The organism is Tepidisphaeraceae bacterium, from assembly GCA_035998445.1.
In the GTDB taxonomy this organism is placed as follows: Bacteria; Planctomycetota; Phycisphaerae; order Tepidisphaerales; family Tepidisphaeraceae; genus DASYHQ01.
Window position 1 is genome coordinate 34,944 of record DASYHQ010000008.1, and the last position, 16,459, is coordinate 51,402.

Here is a 16,459-nt window from a genome sequence, read left to right on the forward strand (position 1 = left end):
GAGGGCGCTGAAGAGGATGCGCAGGTGCGCTCTGGTCGTGGCATGGGCGTCTCGCCCATGCGTGTGGACTGGAACAAGCGATGTGATTGGTTGGCTGTTGCGCTGACCAAGTCTTGGAACGGACTCGAATCGTCCGGCGTTATGACATGCATGGGCGAGACGCCCATGCCACGGCCGGAGCGGACGCGACCACATTTGTGCTTCAGTACTATGTGCAAGACGAAGAGATCCTTCGGAGTACCTCAGGATGACCGATTGGGCTGATGGTGCGTCGAAGCCGTGGTTCCAAAAGGAAGCGCTTACTGCTTTCGTCTCCTTCTGTCTCCTCGTCCTCCGCGTCCTCCGCGGTTAGTTTTTCCCGGTCGAGGTCCGGCAAGGCAATCCCACGGCACGACATCATCACGTCGCCGCCAGCGCCAGCTCGGCTTTTACTTCGTCCTGGCGCGTGCCGAACTGCTGGCGGACCAGCTTGGCGTAGAGGCCGCCCTTTTCGATCAGTTCGCGGTGGTTGCCGACTTCGACGATCTGACCGGCCTCGATGACGAGGATGCGGTCGGCGTTGCGGATCGTGCTGAGGCGGTGGGCGATGATGAAGCAGGTGCGGCCCTGCATGAGCTGGTCGAGCGCGCTCTGCACGAGCGATTCACTCTCAGTGTCGAGGGCGCTCGTCGCTTCGTCCAGGATGAGGATGCGCGGGTCCTTCAGGATCGCGCGGGCGATCGACAGACGCTGACGCTGGCCACCGGACAGATTCACGCCGCGTTCACCGAGTGGGGTCTGGTAGGTCTTGGGCAGACGCGAGATGAACTCGTGCGCGTTGGCGGCCTTGGCGGCTTCGATCACCTCGTCGTCGGTGGCGTCGGGCTTGCCGTAGGCGAGGTTGTCGCGAATGGTGCCGGAGAAGACGAACGAGTCCTGCTGCACAATGCCGATCGCCTGGCGCAGCGGGCGCAGGCTGTAGTCGCGCACGTCGATGCCGTCGATGACGATGCGGCCGTCGGTGACGTCGTACAAACGCGGGATGAGCGAGACGATCGTGCTCTTGCCCGACCCGCTCGGGCCCACCAGGGCCACGCGCTCGCCGGCGCTGACGTTGAACGAGAGGTTGTCCAGCACGTAGCGCCGGGTGGCGTCGCCCTCGTTGCAACCGGCCCCACCCGCTTGGCGGGCGGTGGGTTCGTCGAGTTGGGCGCGGGATTCCTCGCTGTCGTCGTGGTAGCAGAAGCGCACGTTCTCGAAGGCCACGACGCCCTTGGTGGGGCTCGTCTGCACGCTGCCGGGCCGGTCGGCGATCTTGGGCGTGATGTCGAACACGCGGTAGACGCGGTCGAGGGCTGCCATGCTGGTCTGGTAGACGACGTTCAGCTCGGCGAAGCGGCGCACGGGGCCGTACATAATGCCCAGCCAACCCAAGAAGCGCGTCACGTCGCCGGCGGTTAGCGGTGGGTTGCCGTACAGCGTGAGGTAGCCGCCGTAGCCGATGACGATCATCGTGCCGCAGTGGACCAGCCCCTCGCTAATGGCGCCAACCATGTGGGCGATCTTGCTCTGCCGCACCACGCGGCCGTAATGCTCCTCGGTGTCCAGATCGAACGCGCGCTTCTCGCGATCCTCGGCGGCGTGCGTCTTCACCAGCGCGATGCCGCTGAGCCGCTCCTGCACGTTGCCCGACAGCTTGCTGATCTGCACCTGCACGCGGTCGCTGGCCTCGCGCACGTGGCGGTCGAAGACCTTGAACGTGATCGCGTAGAACGGCAGGATTGCCAGGCACGCCAGCGTGAGTTGCCACGACACGCTGAACAGCAGCACGACGGCAATCAGCGTTTGAACGAAATCCATGCAGACGACGATCACGCCACCGTTGATGATCTGCCCGGCCTGCTGAATGTCGTTGATCAACCGGCTGACGATGCTGCCGGTGCGCTCGCGCGAGTAGAAGTGCAGCGAGAGCCGCTGCAGGTGGTCGAACAAGTCGCGGCGGGTATCGGTGATGATGCGGTTACCGAGCTTAACCGTGTAGTGCCCGCGGCAGTACGTGATGATCGCGAACATCAGCGCGGTGCCGAGGCCGATGCCCACCAGCACGGTGAGCCATTCCAACCGTTCCTCCCGCGGCGGCGCGTTCTCACCGCGCACGCCGGGCACGATCACCTCGTCGATCGCACTACCGATGAGCCATGGGATCACGAACGTCAACGAGATGTTGACGAGCCCGGCGATCACGGTCAGCGCTAGCAGTCCGCGGTGGTGCGTCGCCTGGCGTAACAGCCGGCGGAAGGATTTGTCGCGCAGCAACCCCATGAGGTACTCCAGCGCGGATGTTAGTAACGCCGGGAAGCGGTGACTGCGCCGGAAATCGGGTTTGCCCCAACTTTCGTGCAATCCTAACGTCGGCAGCGTCGAACCGGTGGCGGTGTTGGGCGTCAGGCTCATGGAAGTCGGGCAGAAGGTGCGGAGTGCGGTGGTGATGGTCAGGTCAGACCTGCCGGGCCCGGCCCAGGGTTGGGCTCGCGTAGAACGATGGTCTACCTAACGGCGATTCCGCCGTCGTTCATCAGACACGGGGACACACACTTTGGTTAGGAGGCTGACGACGTGGGAGCTTCGAGGTTACGATGGACGACGCCCAGCAGGTGCTCCGGCGAGAATGCGGCCTTCAGCAGGTAGTCCTTCACGCCCAATTCTTGTGCCCGCTGCATGGTGTGTTCGTCGGACACGCCCGTGAGCATGACGACCGGCACGTCGCGGAATTTGCGTTCCTCTCGGAACAGCATCAGGAACGTCAGCCCGTCGAGCTGCGGGATCATGACGTCCAGCAGCACCAGGTCCGGCCGATGGTGACGCGCAGCGGCAAGTGCCTCCCAGGCGTTGGCAGCACCGGCGACCTCGTACCCCTCGAGCTTTAACAGCTTCATGAGTGGCTTGCGCGCTTCAATCTGATCTTCTACCACAAGAATCGTTGACATCCGGCAGTCACTATCGCGTGACTGCAAAAATCGCGATAGAGGGAAAATCTCAAAATGATCTAGTGGGTAAAGGAATTGGTGGAGACGAAGGGTTGCCCAGACTAACAAAGAGTGTTCAAAGGACCTGCCGAAACGTTGTCATCCTGATTGTGTGCAGGGATGTGACAGCAACTCTCTTATGGACCCATGGGAGAAGTTCGGTGAGGGCGATTTCAAATTGTTAGCGATTAAGAACGAAAAATGCACCCTCACCTAGCCTCTCCCGGAGTACCGGGAGAGGGACCGGAGCGACGTCGTCTGACTGAGTAAACACCGTCTCAGGGTGACGCAGTGTGCAGAAATTAATGCCTTGAAATGATGCGAGGAAAATCAGCGCTGCGCCGGTGCCGGATTCGATTGCGCAGGCACGGGGTCGACATTAAGCGACACGATCTGGTTCTCGGGCAGATGCAGTTGGCCCGACTGTCGCAACAGGCTGAGGTAGAGGAACTTGCGTTCGTATTCAGCACTAGCCAGTTGCAGCTCTGCGGACAACACCTGATCCTGTGCGGTCAGACGTTCCAGGTTGGTGGCAAGGCCCGCACGGTACGACTCGTCCGCTTGGCGCAGCGCTTCCCGGGCTGCGGTGGCTTGGACGCGCAATTCGGCTAAACGGGCCAACGTCGACGTGAGGTTCTCCATCGCGATGCGCACGTCGCTGTCGATCAGGCGGCGGAGTTGGTTCTCGCTGAATACCGCCTGGCGATACCGGCTCCACGCGGTGCGCACGTCGGCATGAATGAGGCCGGCGGTGAAGATGGGGATATCCAGGCTGAGCAGGCCGTTCCAGTCGCTGTCGGTGGGCGTGCTGTCGCGGGTCAGGAAGTAGTTCACGTTGAGGTTGAGCGACGGGTAGTACTGGTTGAACGCCCCGGCAACCTCCTGCCGCGCCGCCCGAACCGCGGCCTGAGCGGCCGAGAAATCGCGACGTGCGGCCAGCGCGCTGCGCAGCACGGCTTCCAAAGCGGGCAAATCGATCGATGGGTCGAAACCGTCCGGCAGCGCCACCGAATGCACCGGTGCATCGATCAGGAACGCCAGCGTGCTGCGGCCGTTGATCACGTCGGCACGCGCCTGAAGTAGCTGCACCCGCGTCTGCGATGCCTGCGCTTGCGACTGCGCCACGTCCAACGGCCGGGCGAGCCCCGCACGCTGACGGCCTGTGGTGTCGCGCAGGCGCTCTTCCTGCACCTTCAGCGCATTCTCCAGTACGCGCACCGACTGCTCGCTGCGCAACACCTCGTAGTACACGCGGGCCACGTCCAGCAGCAGCGCCGCCTGCAGGTCCAGCAACAGGTCGCGTTGCTGCTCGGCCGTCGCGTTGGCCCGTCGGCGGTTTGCGACGTCGCGGAAGCTGTTGAACAGGTTCCAACTGCCGGTGACCGGCACGTCAAACCGCTCGTTCCGCTGGCCGCTGCCCCCGGAGACGACGATCGTGCCGCTCCCACCACCCGTGCCGCCACCGGTCACGATGGTGCTGCCACCGGCACCACTGACCTTGTCTTGGAAAAAGTAGGTTGGCGCCAGCGAGATCGTCGGGAAGAACGCCGCCGCGGCGCGGTCCTTATCGATCAGGGACTGCAGGTAGTCCTCACCACTGATGGAGAGCTGTTCGTTGTTGGAATTGGCCAGCTGCAGCGCCCGCACGAGCGTCAACGGCTTGCCCTGCTCGTGAATCGGACGCGTCGTCGGCGCGCTGATCACGTCGCGGTAGATCGAGACTTCCTTCTCCTGGTCGACCGCGCAACCGGTGAGACCGGCCCCTCCCACCAGCAGCGCAATCGATGGCAGCAGCCGGTGCACCGGCAGGTTCGTTCGAGCAGAGTTCGATCCAACGTTAGCGGCCTGTGCCATGGTTATGGGTTCCTCTGGCAGATGCCACCGCGAAGCAGCGACATGATGTGGTCGACGACACCCTGCTGTGTGAGTTCCTTTGGTCCAAACAGCATCGCCGACCGCACGAAGCTGGGGATGTACGCCGCCGTCAGTTGCGGCTGCGCGTCGCAGAACTCCCCTTTCGCGTTGCCGTCGCGAATGACCTGTTCGATCAGCGTCGCCAGCTCGTGGCGCTTCTCGTCCCAGTCGGTTTCAGCCTTGCAGACGCCTTGGTTACGCATGAGCTCGAACATCGGTGGATGCTGGTACGCGAAGCGGGCCAACTCATTCACGAGCGTCTCGATGCGCACCATGGCGCCGCTTCCACTGTCAGAGAGCGGCCCGCGCAACCGCGCGACCATCTCGGCAAAGCCATCGTAGATGATCGAGAAGTAGAGGTCTTCTTTGCTGTCGAAGTAAACGTAGAGCGTCCCCTTGCCCACACCGGCGGCGGCGGCGACGTCGTCCAGGCGCACCTTGTGGAAGGGCTCGCTGGCGAACAGCTCGGCCGCGACGGCGGTGATGTGTTTTCGCTTGTTGTCGTCCCGCAGTCGCATTCGCAAATCCCGTGTTGCCCGACGGATGAGAGGGTTCTATAGTCCGACAGACGAGTAAAACTGACCGGTCGGTATTCTAGGTCGTTCGGTCATCGCCAGCAACGCGAAAACACGGCAATCCCTGTGGAGAAACCCATGTTCGACCATCAGCCTCGTTCCACTTTCGCCCGCTTGTCCGGCGCTGCCCGTGCCGTCGGTGTGGCGACCGCGACGCTCAGCCTCGCGCTCATTATAGGATGCGAAGAACCCGAGGCGCGGGGTGGACCGAAAAAGGCCGAGCCGATCCCGGTGAAGGTCGCCAAGGCTGAGGCCCGCACGGTAACGCGGAACGTCGAGATCACCGGCACGCTCTGGGGCGATCAGGACGTGACGATCAGCGCCAAGGTGCCCGGCCGCATCGCCGACATCTTCAAGGACGTCGGTGATCGCGTCACCGCCGACGAGCCGCTCGTGCAGATCGACAAGACCGACTACGAACTGGAACAGCGATCGAAGCAGATGGCCGTCAACGAGTTGCTGGCGCGGCTGGGGCTCGAAAAGATGCCCCCCCGCGACTTCAACCCCGTCGACGTGCCCACCGTGCGGCGAGCGAAGCTGCAAGCGGCGAACGCTGAGGCCCGCTATAACCGTGGCAAGCAACTGCACGATCAGGCGCAACCGCTCATCAGCGATCAGGACTTCGCCGACCTGCGCACCGCGTTCGACGTGGCGCAGAGCGGCTACGACGTGGAACTGCTGACGGCCCGCGCCCTGGTGAGCGAGGCGTACTCGCGGCAAGCCGAATTGGCGATCGCGACCCAGCGACTGACCGACACGACGCTCCGAGCGCCGGTGGTGGCCGTGCCGCGCTCGGCGCATGTACAGGCGACGACGAACCCGGCGAACGTGTCGTTCGGCGTGGCGAATCGGATGGTTTCGGTGGGTGAATACGTGCAGGCCGGCACGCCGCTGTACCGGTTGATCGCCGACGATCCGATCAAGCTGCGCGCCAGCGTGCCCGAGCGCTTCGTCGGTCAGATCAAGCCCGGCCAAGCGGTCACAATGCACGTCGAGGCTTACCCCAAGCAATTCACCGGCACGCTCTCGCGAATCAACCCGCAGATCGACCCGGCCAACCGCACGTTCCAGATCGAGGCATTGTTCCACAACCCCGACCGTCAACTGCAACCCGGCGCGTTCGCCCGTGGCGCGATCGCGACGCACGAGCAAGAAGGCGTGATCTTCGTCCCGCGCGACGCCGTCACTACCTTCGCCGGCGCCAGCAAGGTCTTTTCCGTCGCGGACGGTAAAGCCAAAGAACATCGCATACAAACCGCGCCTGGCAACGAGGGCGCGTTCGTCGAGCTGACGTCCGGCCTCACCGAACCGCTGGAAGTGATCGTTGGCGGCGTTGGCCGACTGGCCAACGACATGCCGGTGACGGTCGCGCCGGCAACCCAGCCGGCGCAGTAAGCCCGGACAGCCGCCCGGGTTGTTGGGGCGATCAGTTACGAGGATCCGTTCGACTGTGACTCGATCCCGCGGCCTATCCAGACCCGCGGCAGCACGAGCCAAAGTCACAGTAGCGATAGCCAGAATCCGTCATCACCCCTACAGGACGCAAGTCCCGCACAACCGCTACGCTTTTTCCATCTTCACGTTCAGGATCTTTTGACGTTTGCCTCCACACCCCTGCAGATTACCATCGGGTTCGGTTGAGCGATAAGTCGTCATTCTGGCACGATTTATTGTGCTCTACGGCCGATGTTTTGCCCATGTGAACATGGGCATTATGTGTAACCTGTAACGAGCCGATATACTTCGTAAATGTGTGGAATTGCAGGCATCATCGCGTGGGATGAACGATATCGGACCTCGCGCCATACGCTGGCGCGGATGAGCGACGCCATTGCCCATCGCGGGCCAGATGGCGAGCGGCTCTGGTTCAACGACGAGGCGTCGGAGATCTCCCTCGACACGCCCCAGGTCGCGTTCGCCTTCCGCAGGCTCGCGGTCATCGACCCCGATCCGCGGTCGATGCAACCGTTCACGATCGACTTCAAGACGATGATCTTCAACGGTGAGATCTACAACTACCGCGAGCTGCGCGAGGAGCTGACCAGCGCCCGCCCCGACTACGAGTGGCGCACCAACGGCGACGCCGAGGTGCTGCTGGTCGCCTACGACACGTGGAAGGACGGCTTCATCAAGAAGCTGAACGGCATGTTCGCGCTGGCGATCTGGGACGAAGACCAGCAGTCGCTGTTGCTCGCCCGCGACCGCATGGGGCAAAAGCCGTTGTACTGGACGGCGTCCAACGCGGGCACGGCGACCGTGGTCGCGTTCGCATCTGAACTTGGGGCGCTGCGCCGGTTGCCCTGGTTCGATGCCACGCTGAGCCGGCCATCGCTCGAGCACTACTTGCGCTACGGATACATGGAAGGGTCGGCCGGTCACACGATTTTCACTTCCACCGCGATTCTGCCGCCGGCCACCATGGCCAAGTGGCAGTACGGCCGGCAGGTATGGAAGAAGGAATACTACGACCCGAACCTGCGCTCGAGCGACGCCAGCCCCGCCAAGACCGTCGACCGGACGCGAGAACTGGTGGCGGCAGCCGTCCGGCGGCAGTTGGTCAGCGATGCGCCGCTGGGCGTGTTCCTGTCGGGTGGGATCGACTCAGCCGTCATCGCCGCCTGCGCCCAGGCCGACGCGCCGACGCAGACGTTCTCCATCGGCTTCGAAAACAAGCAGTACGACGAGACCCCCTACGCCCGCGAGATCGCGGCCCACCTGGGCACCACGCACCACGAGTTCATGGTAAAGCCCGACGCCGTCAACGACCTACCCATGCTGGCGACGGTGTTCGGCGAGCCCTTCGCGGACTCATCCGCGCTGCCCACGCATTACCTGGCGCGCGAGACGCGCCAGCTGGTGACCGTCGCGCTCAGTGGTGATGGTGGCGATGAACTGTTCGGCGGATACGCGCGGTACCGCGCCATGAAGTACGACTCGACCGTGCGCAGACTGCCCCGCTGGGTGCGGCGGCACCTGGCGACGCGCGGCGCTGAGATGGTGGCGTCGGCACACCCGAAGTCGCGCAAGTCGAAGATTGCGCGCTTCCTGCAGACGATCGACCAGGACGCCGGCAAACGATACGCCAGTTACCACCGCCTGTTCGACCCGCACATGATCGCAGACCTGTTCCGCGAGCACGCCGTCGACATGCACTACGTCGACTACATCGCCGGCTCACTGGACGCCTGGATGGGCGACCGCGACGCCGTGCAGGCGGCGCTGGCGCTGGACCGCATTTCGTACCTGCCGAACGATCTGCTGACGAAGGTCGATCGCGCCACGATGCTGCACGCCTTGGAAGTGCGCAGCCCGTTCCTCGACCCCGACCTCGTCACCTTCGCTGCTGGATTGGAGACGCAGGAACTGATCGGTGGCGGCCCGAAGCGCATGCTGCGCGAGGCCTTCGGCAAGTTCCTGCCCGGCTGGGTCTTCACCCGCCAAAAGCAGGGCTTCGCCTTGCCGATTGCCGACTGGTTCCGCAACGACGCGGCCGCCAAGGCGATGCTGAACGACTGCCTATTCGCCTCCGACTCGTTCGCCAGCACGTACTTCAACGGGAACGTGGTGCGGTACTTAGTTGAAGAACACGCGTCAGGCCGGGCCAATCATGCGGCTCGGTTGTATGCGCTGTTGATGCTGGAACTGTGGTGGCGTCAGCAGTAAGGTTGGCTCGATAGACAAGTGAAAAGAAACTGGCCTGGTTGCTGAAGCAACCAGGCCAGTATTACGTTTTGACTAAGAGCCTGTTTCACAACCGGTGCGTGCCTACCATTGTGGAACGACACGGAGGTCATGATGAAGGAGCTGTTGCCCGACGTGGTGTGGGAGGACGTGCGGACGCTGTTGCCGTCCCACGCGGCGCACCCCAAGGGGGGGCGCGGCTGGTGCGACGACCGCCAGTGCCTGCGTGGCATCCCGTTCGTCAAGCAGACCGGCATCCCCTGGCAGTACCTGCCAGCCGAGGCGTTCGGCGTCAGCGGCAGTACCTGCTGGCGACGCCTGCGCGACTGGACGGCCGCGGGCGTCTGGCCCGCGCTGCACCGCCGGGCGCTGGACCGCCTGGCGGCGGTCGGCGCGGTCGACCACAGCCTTGGCATCGTCGACGCCGCCAACGTGCGGGCCGTTTTTGGGGGGCGCACACCGGGCCCAACGCGGTCGACCGCGGCAAGCGTGGGTGCAAGCGTCACCTGATCGTCGACGCGTGCGGCACGACGCTGGCCGTCTGCACGACCGCGGCGAACGTGCGCGACGAGCAGGCGGTGCCGACGCTGCTGCACCGGCTGGCGGCCATGGGGCTGCGCGTGGGCAGCCTGCACGGCGACCGGGGCTACGGCTTCCCGGCCACGCGTCGATTGGTCGCCGATGCGGGCATCGAGCCCGTGCTCGCCGAACGCGCCGACCCCGGCCGACCGCGCAAGGACGGTCGGCCGCGTCGCGTCGCCGACCACGGCAGCGGCCTGGGCGTGATCCGCCGCGTCGTCGAGCAGACGCTGGCGAACTTCGGCCACAGCCGGCGCATCAAACTGTGCTACGAGAAGTGCCACGCGCACTTCCAGGCGTTCCACGACCTGACCGCCGCGATGCTCTGTTACACCCGCCTCCGCCACTACCGAAGCGGGTTGTGAAACAGGCTCTTAAGCAACCAGGCCAGTTTCAATCCATCGAATTCAAGGAAGCCTACCCTACAGCGCGTGCAAGTGCCGGATGATCAACCCCGTGTGTACGTAGATGACGTCCTCGGCAATGTTCGTGCAGTGGTCGCCGATGCGCTCCAGATTCTTGGCCATCATGATGTTGCCGAAGTTCACTTCGGTGTCGCTGCCCTGCATGTTCGAGAGCATGTCCTGGACGATCTGTGCGTAGAGCGCGTCGACGACGTCGTCGCTGCGGACGACTTCCTTGGCCAGGTTCTGGTCGCCGAGGTTTAGGGCCTTCAGGGTGCTGCGGAGCAGGTTGACGACGCTGTTGCCCATCAGCTTCAGGTCGGCCGGGGCGCGGTAGTTGTGCTCCAGCACAAGCGGGCGGACGCGCTGGGCGCAGTTCACGGCACAGTCGGCGATGCGTTCGAGGTCGGAGTTGGCCTTGATCACCGTCATGATGATGCGAAGGTCGATCGCGGTGGGCTGGTGCAGCGCCAGGAGGTTGATCGCGAGCTTCTCGATCTCCACCTCCTCGTCGTCCACGCGCTTGTCGGTCGCGATCGTCTGCTCGGCGAGGCGCTCGTTGCAGGACACGATGGAGTCGACCGACTGTTCGACCACCTGTTGCACGAGTGCGCTCATGCGGGCCAGGCGGTTCTGGAGGGTCTCAAGCTGATCGGTGAAGTTGATGGCCATGGGTGAACGCCTGCCGTGACCGCGTCGCGCGGGAACTGTCGTCCCATCGCGGCGGCATACCTGTTTCGGGCGGCAAGGAAATCTTGCCACCATCGCGCCAGTTTAACGCATCGGCTGAAGATTCATAGCGCTTAACAGGGGCAAGATTCGGAATTAACGCGCCCCTAGCGAACGCCCCCGTGTCACTACACTGGTTTGGCCGCCTCAGTGAGCAGGTTCCCCGCCCCTTCCAATGGGCCGCTCACCGCATCCGACGACTGGACCGCCGGCGTGTCATCCCGCAGGTTTGAAACGGTCGCCGTGCGCACCCAGTCGAGGTATCCGAAGCGCCAGAGGTATGCGAACCCGATGAGGATCACGCCGAAGAAGAAGAGCATGTCGACGATCGCCACCTGCCGCACCGCGAACGCGTCGGGCAGGCCCGATTCTTTGGCAATGCGCACCGCGTCGCCCCAGGCCACCGCCCAGGGGTAGAACAGCGCGATCTCGACGGCGAACACGAGGTACACGAGCGCAACGATGTAGAAGCGCAGATCGAACTGCACCCAGTTGCTGCCGATCGACGGCTCGCCGCACTCGTACGCTTCGAGCTTCTGCGCATTGGGCAGCTTCGGTCGCGCCAGCGACCCGATGGTCAGGTTCGCGAAGACGAACACCCCGCCAAGCACGACGAAGAGGACGATGGAGAGCAGGACTTCCATGGCGACCTCGGAGTATAGGATTGCACGCTCGACGAAGAAAGCCCGCGGCCCCCGCCTAGTTTAGCCCCACCCCGCCCTCTTCTGTAGGACGGGCATTCCTGCCTGTCTTTCCCCCCGTCTGCTTCTCCCCCCGTATTCAATCTAGAAGAGTTAGACGCGAAGGCCGCGAAGGAGTCGCGAAGGTGGCGCGAAGAAGAGGTTGAACCACAGAGGACACAGAGCGCACAGAGGCAGACACGGAGCAGGAAATGCCTTTGATTGGGATTTGGTGCTTGGTCATTTGTTTGGCATTGGGGCTTGGGATTTGGCTTTATTGCAGAATACGGGAGAACCCCGAAGGCACAACGGCGCGAAGGAGGACCCGAAGAAAAAGCCGATGGCGTTGCGCTCAATCGAGGTCAATCGCGCAGCGCGACCGTAGAGATGGATAGCGTGCTCTTTGACAACCGAACAGTGTGTGTACGAGACGTCGCGGCGACGTTCACGCCCCAACCGATGGTGCAAAATGGTGCAGAATGGTGCACGAATTCGCGAATCGCCTTACCCAAACCGCCGTCGAGAGCCGCGGTGGTCCGAAGTTTTTGTGTCCTCCTTCGCGTCTGCTTCGCGACTTCGCGCCTTCGCGTCTCTTTTGACTTCATGGAAGCGCAACACAAGAGAGACGGACAAGAATGTCCGTCCCACCGGCGGAGAGACACAGGCAAGAATGCCTGTGACGCAGAAGAGAGGCAGAGAGTACGGGGGGACAGGCAGACGGGGGGAGAGACAGGCAGGAATGCCTGTCCTACAGAAGACAGAAACGGATCTCTTTCTTCTCGTGAATACGGGGGGAGATCCTTCGGACTACCTCAGGATGACGATCTGTGCGGCCGTTTCGTCAAGTGCATGGCGCGGGGAAGGCGGCGACGGCCTACTGCACCGGCACTTCCTCGTTCAGGATGCGGGTGCCGATCTGTTCCTTCACACCGCTGCGGATGCGGCCGTTGGGGGGCAGGTTGACGTTGCTGAACTTGTAGCGCTTCAGCATCGTGCGGCCGGGGCCAAGATCCGTCACCAGCCGTTCCTGGCGCGCCTGGCCGGGGCAGATCGCGAAGGCGTTGTAGTCGATCGCCTCGTTGCCGTAGTTCGTGATCATCTGCTGCACGAGGATGTCGTTGCCCTCGCGGAGCGCGATCGTCTGGATGCCCACGTCGCTCAGGCCCAGCGTGACGGTGATCGGCACGGTGAAGTTGACGTTCTTGTCGGCCTGCACGGCGAACTCGGCGTCCAGCGTCTTGGGGCCGGCGAAGCTGTTGTATGGGAACTCGATCGCGATCTCGCGGTCGAACGTCTCGCCGGGGTTCAGGCTGAACGTGAAGGTCGGCGGGTTCAGCGTCCAACCGTTGGGCGCCCGCAGCTTCACCTGACCGGAGATCGCCTGCCGGTACGGGTTGCTGAATCGCAGGTGCCGCTCGTGCGGCTTGAAACTGCTTTCGAGCAGCGGGTTGTCGATCGACACGCTGGCGCGCATCTGGGCCAGCGGCGCGTCGACGTTCACCAGGATCGTCGGCATCGCGCCGACGCTCAGCAGCATCTTCCCGTCGGCGGCGCCGGGGTTGGCCAGCAGTGGCGTGGTGTTGCCCCACAAATCGATGCGGGCCGGCCGTTCACCCAGGTCGATCGTCAGCTGCTTGACCGTCTCACCGCTGGCCTTGCCCGGCACGGCCGATCGGTCCCACAGCACCACGATGCCCTGCCCGGCGCGGTCAAACAGAAACGCCTCGATGCCCTCGGCCATCGGCATCTTGCCCTTGTACGTGGCGCCGCTCAGCGTGGTCATGAGCGTGCGCACGATCATCAGCAATTCTTGCGGCTGCTTGCTGAAGCCCTGCCCATGGCGCTTCACCGTGAACGGGAGCGGCACGTCGATGCGGGCGGCGCCACCGGCCAGCGCGTAGACGATGCGCTCGGCGAAGTCGCGGATCTGCATCTGCCGGCCGTACTGCTTGGCGTCCAGCAACTGAAGCGACACCGACAACGCCGGTGGCGCACCGGTCGCCCCGCCCGACGCCTGCGCGGTTCGTTGGGCGGTCAGGTCGTCCATGTACAACGGCAACTGGCTCGGCAGCACGCTGGGCGGCACCGAGAGCGCCACCGTCGCCGGCATTTCCCCATCCAGCTCGTACCAGGCCGGCCAGGGCATCGCCAGGTCGGGCTTCATCAGCAGATTGGCGAACTCGGCATAGACGGCGTGATACACCTGCCGCATCGCAGGATCGGTGACGAACGCGTCGGTGCCGTCGGCCCCAAGCTGCCAGCGATCGAGGTGATTTGCATGCCGGGCCAGCAGGTAAGACAGCTGAGGCTGCCATGCTTCCTTCGGCGCTTTCAGCAGGCCGGGCCAGCCCAGACCACCCAGCCGCTGGTTCATCTCCGGTGGCGGTTCGGTGAGGCAGGCGGTGGGCGCGACGCCCATGGCCTGCAGTTGTTCGAGCAGCGTGTCGAAGCGGATCGAGTCGACGCTCTCGATGTCGCCCGAGGCGCTCCAGACCGCCAGCTTCACCCGCCCCACCGACAGGTAGGGCAGCAGTTCCGGCAGTTCGTCCCAGCCGTCGAACGGCAGGTCGAGGGCCGTCACGCCAAACCGCGCATCGGGCATCGAGCCGCGCAACGGCCAACGGTCGGCAAGCTGGATGAACGCCAGTTCCTGTTCACCCACGTAATGGCCGCCACTGCTCATCACGAGGTGCGCCTCGTACCACCCCGCGGGCAGTTCGGGCAGCGACATCGTGACGTGCTTGCGGTTGGGGCCGAGCACTTGGGCGCCGGTCATGTCGAGCACGCCACTGCGCTGGTAGACGGACTTGCCGTCGGCGTCGGTGATGACCAGCTGGGCCGAGAGGTCGTCGGTAAACTTGTCGTTCACCAGCACGCCGACCCGTCGCGAGTCACCGGGGCGGAAGATGTTGCCTGGGCGGTCGGTGCTAAGGGTGACCTGCGGCACCTGCGAGACCTTGATGTCGTCAAACCACGCGCTGCCGCGAATGTCCTGCGGGAACAGCGCCTGTTTGCCAAGGGTGGTCGGCCGGTAGATCGCCGGTTGCAGCAGGCTTAGTTCCACGACGAGGTAGGTGGCGTCTGGGTCGGTCGCGGTCAGCTCGACGGCGATCTTCTGCCAATCGCGGTTGCCAGCGGGGGAAACGAACGGCTCGGACCGGACGATGCTGGCTTCAACGGGGCGATGGTCGAGATCGGTAAAGTAGGCGGTCATCCGCACCCGCGCGTGAGCCATTGGTGTGGTCTGGCAGAACCCCTCGACGCGGTAGTGGGCGTCCCGTTCAATCTTGATCCGACCCGATTCGTACCGGTAGACGAGGCTGCCACCGTTGAGGTCGTATCGAAAGCTGTACTTGCCACTTCGGGCGCGGTCGGAGGCAAGCTGGCCGTTGACGTAGTGCGGCTGGGCGTCCCCTTCCACCTTCACCCAGTTCATGGGCAGCGGTTCGACGTTGCCAAGCTGGCGCTCCTCGAAATCAAAGCTGCGCAACACCCGCCGGGCGTCGGTGGTCTGACCGTGCGCCAGGGACGCCAATGAGAGCAGGAGGATGAGGGCGGAGAGGGCGCGCATGGTCCGTATGAGCGTTATCGGACCGACGGCGCGTAGAACTTTGATTTACAAAGGGAATTTTTTCGGACGCGTCAGAATTGCCCCACATAGCCCCAGGCTTGCCCGGGTTCTTCTTCGTTCATCGATAAGACCCCCGGGCAAGCCCGGGGCTATAGGAGAAGCAACACGACCGTCACGCTTTCGACTTGCTCGCGCTTTTGCGTCCACTGCCGGACTTCTTCCCACCCCCGGACTGTTTGTTGACGGTGGCCCAGGCGCGGCGTTCGGCTTCCTTCTTCGACGTGCCGCGCTTCTCGTAGCCTTCCTCGATGTGCTCGGCCTTTCGCTTCTGCTTATCCGTGTAACTGGACTTGTCGCCTTGTGGCATGGCACCTCCGGGTTAGAGATGCCCGGTCACGAGCAAACGCCGCACCAGCTCACCACCAGTCGCTGTTTCAGAACTTCACTGAGACCACGCACGCGACGGCTGGCACCCGCTTTGTTACCGACCACAGAGCAACTTGAAGCCTTAACGGAGGTTCGGAATGACGCAGGCGATAATGGACACGATCAGGCCCGCACAGGAAAAAATCAGCTCGGCGATGTCGCAGGTGTCGGCCGGGCCGAGGGTGAACGTGGCGGCGCCGGAGCGACTCGCCAGCGTCGCAGTTGGCGCCGTGCTGGCGGGCTTAGGCCTTAAACGCCGGGATCCGCTCGGCGTGGCCATGCTGGCGGTGGCGGCGGGATTGACCTACCGCGCGACGACCGGCTACTGCCACGCGTACGGTGTACTGGGCATGCGCTCGGCCGAACGCCCCGCGGCGCCGGAAGAGTACGACGAGTCGGGCATCCACGTCACACATTCTGTCACCATCGCCCGCCCGCGCACCGAACTGTTCGCGTTCTGGCGTCAATTCGAAAATCTCCCGCGCTTCATGGACCACCTGAAGGAGGTCCGCACGCTCGCCGGCAACCGCTCGCACTGGGTCGCCAAGGCCCCCGCGGGTCGCAGCGTGGAATGGGACGCGGAGATCATCAACGAGGTCCAAGATGAGGTGATCGCCTGGCGGTCGCTGGCCAACGCAGACGTCGACAACGCCGGCAGCGTCCGCTTCATCCAGGCCCCAGCCGGCCGCGGCACGGTCGTGAAGGTGACGATCGACTATATCCCCCCGGCCGGCGTGGTCGGCAAGTGGGTCGCGACGCTGTTCGGTGAGGAACCCAAGCAGCAAATCCGTGAGGATTTGCGCCGCTTCAAACGCCTTATGGAGACCGGGGAGATCCCGACGATCGAAGGCCAGTCCAAAGGCAGTTGCGGCGCCTGAATGCCACGCGCGTGAAC

At 63.9% G+C, this 16,459-nt stretch carries 13 protein-coding genes; 5 read left to right on the plus strand and 8 right to left on the minus strand.

The window, feature by feature from the left end:
• Positions 1–399: 399 nt before the first annotated feature.
• From VGN72_01820 to VGN72_01835, 4 genes are all read right to left on the minus strand, one after another.
• Positions 400–2,433, minus strand: coding sequence for an ABC transporter ATP-binding protein (locus VGN72_01820; GenBank protein HEV7298072.1), 2,034 nt, complete (start codon positions 2,431–2,433; stop codon positions 400–402).
• A 146-nt stretch (positions 2,434–2,579) separates the two neighbouring features.
• A complete protein-coding gene (locus VGN72_01825) occupies positions 2,580–2,966 on the minus strand; it encodes a response regulator (GenBank protein ID HEV7298073.1) in 387 nt (128 codons plus the stop codon).
• A gap of 369 nt (positions 2,967–3,335) precedes the next feature.
• Positions 3,336–4,859, minus strand: a complete 1,524-nt coding sequence (locus VGN72_01830) for a TolC family protein (protein ID HEV7298074.1) — start codon at positions 4,857–4,859, stop codon at positions 3,336–3,338.
• A gap of 2 nt (positions 4,860–4,861) precedes the next feature.
• Positions 4,862–5,437 (minus strand): TetR/AcrR family transcriptional regulator, encoded by a 576-nt coding sequence (locus VGN72_01835; GenBank protein HEV7298075.1) that lies wholly within the window; start codon positions 5,435–5,437, stop codon positions 4,862–4,864.
• A gap of 135 nt (positions 5,438–5,572) precedes the next feature.
• On the opposite strand from VGN72_01835, the gene VGN72_01840 reads away from it, so the two are divergent.
• From VGN72_01840 to VGN72_01855, 4 genes are all read left to right on the plus strand, one after another.
• Positions 5,573–6,889: an efflux RND transporter periplasmic adaptor subunit gene (locus VGN72_01840; protein ID HEV7298076.1), complete on the plus strand. Its 1,317-nt coding sequence runs from the start codon at positions 5,573–5,575 to the stop codon at positions 6,887–6,889.
• Positions 6,890–7,243: 354 nt separating this feature from the next.
• A complete protein-coding gene (gene asnB / locus VGN72_01845; protein HEV7298077.1) occupies positions 7,244–9,157 on the plus strand; it encodes an asparagine synthase (glutamine-hydrolyzing) in 1,914 nt (637 codons plus the stop codon).
• Between the two features lie 132 nt (positions 9,158–9,289).
• Positions 9,290–9,685 carry a transposase gene (locus tag VGN72_01850; protein ID HEV7298078.1) on the plus strand — a complete coding sequence of 132 codons (396 nt, stop codon included), beginning with the start codon at positions 9,290–9,292 and terminating at the stop codon, positions 9,683–9,685.
• Positions 9,685–10,119: a transposase gene (locus VGN72_01855; GenBank protein ID HEV7298079.1), complete on the plus strand. Its 435-nt coding sequence runs from the start codon at positions 9,685–9,687 to the stop codon at positions 10,117–10,119. The genes VGN72_01850 and VGN72_01855 overlap by 1 nt, the downstream gene beginning before the upstream one ends.
• A gap of 57 nt (positions 10,120–10,176) precedes the next feature.
• On the opposite strand, the gene phoU is transcribed toward VGN72_01855, so the two are convergent.
• The 4 genes from phoU to VGN72_01875 all read right to left on the minus strand — a co-directional run bounded on the left by phoU (position 10,177) and on the right by VGN72_01875 (position 15,505).
• The gene (gene phoU / locus VGN72_01860; protein ID HEV7298080.1) at positions 10,177–10,830 is read right to left on the minus strand and encodes a phosphate signaling complex protein PhoU; all 654 of its coding nucleotides are present in this window, start codon (positions 10,828–10,830) and stop codon (positions 10,177–10,179) included.
• A gap of 185 nt (positions 10,831–11,015) precedes the next feature.
• Positions 11,016–11,531 (minus strand): NADH-quinone oxidoreductase subunit A, encoded by a 516-nt coding sequence (locus VGN72_01865; protein ID HEV7298081.1) that lies wholly within the window; start codon positions 11,529–11,531, stop codon positions 11,016–11,018.
• Positions 11,532–12,441: 910 nt separating this feature from the next.
• Entirely contained in the window at positions 12,442–15,138 is a 2,697-nt protein-coding gene (locus tag VGN72_01870) for a hypothetical protein (GenBank protein HEV7298082.1), read from the minus strand.
• 172 nt (positions 15,139–15,310) lie between these two features.
• Positions 15,311–15,505 (minus strand): hypothetical protein, encoded by a 195-nt coding sequence (locus VGN72_01875; GenBank protein HEV7298083.1) that lies wholly within the window; start codon positions 15,503–15,505, stop codon positions 15,311–15,313.
• A gap of 157 nt (positions 15,506–15,662) precedes the next feature.
• Here VGN72_01875 and VGN72_01880 point away from each other — a divergent pair, with 157 nt between their 5' ends.
• Positions 15,663–16,442, plus strand: a complete 780-nt coding sequence (locus VGN72_01880) for an SRPBCC family protein (protein ID HEV7298084.1) — start codon at positions 15,663–15,665, stop codon at positions 16,440–16,442.
• The last annotated feature ends 17 nt before the right edge of the window (positions 16,443–16,459 follow it).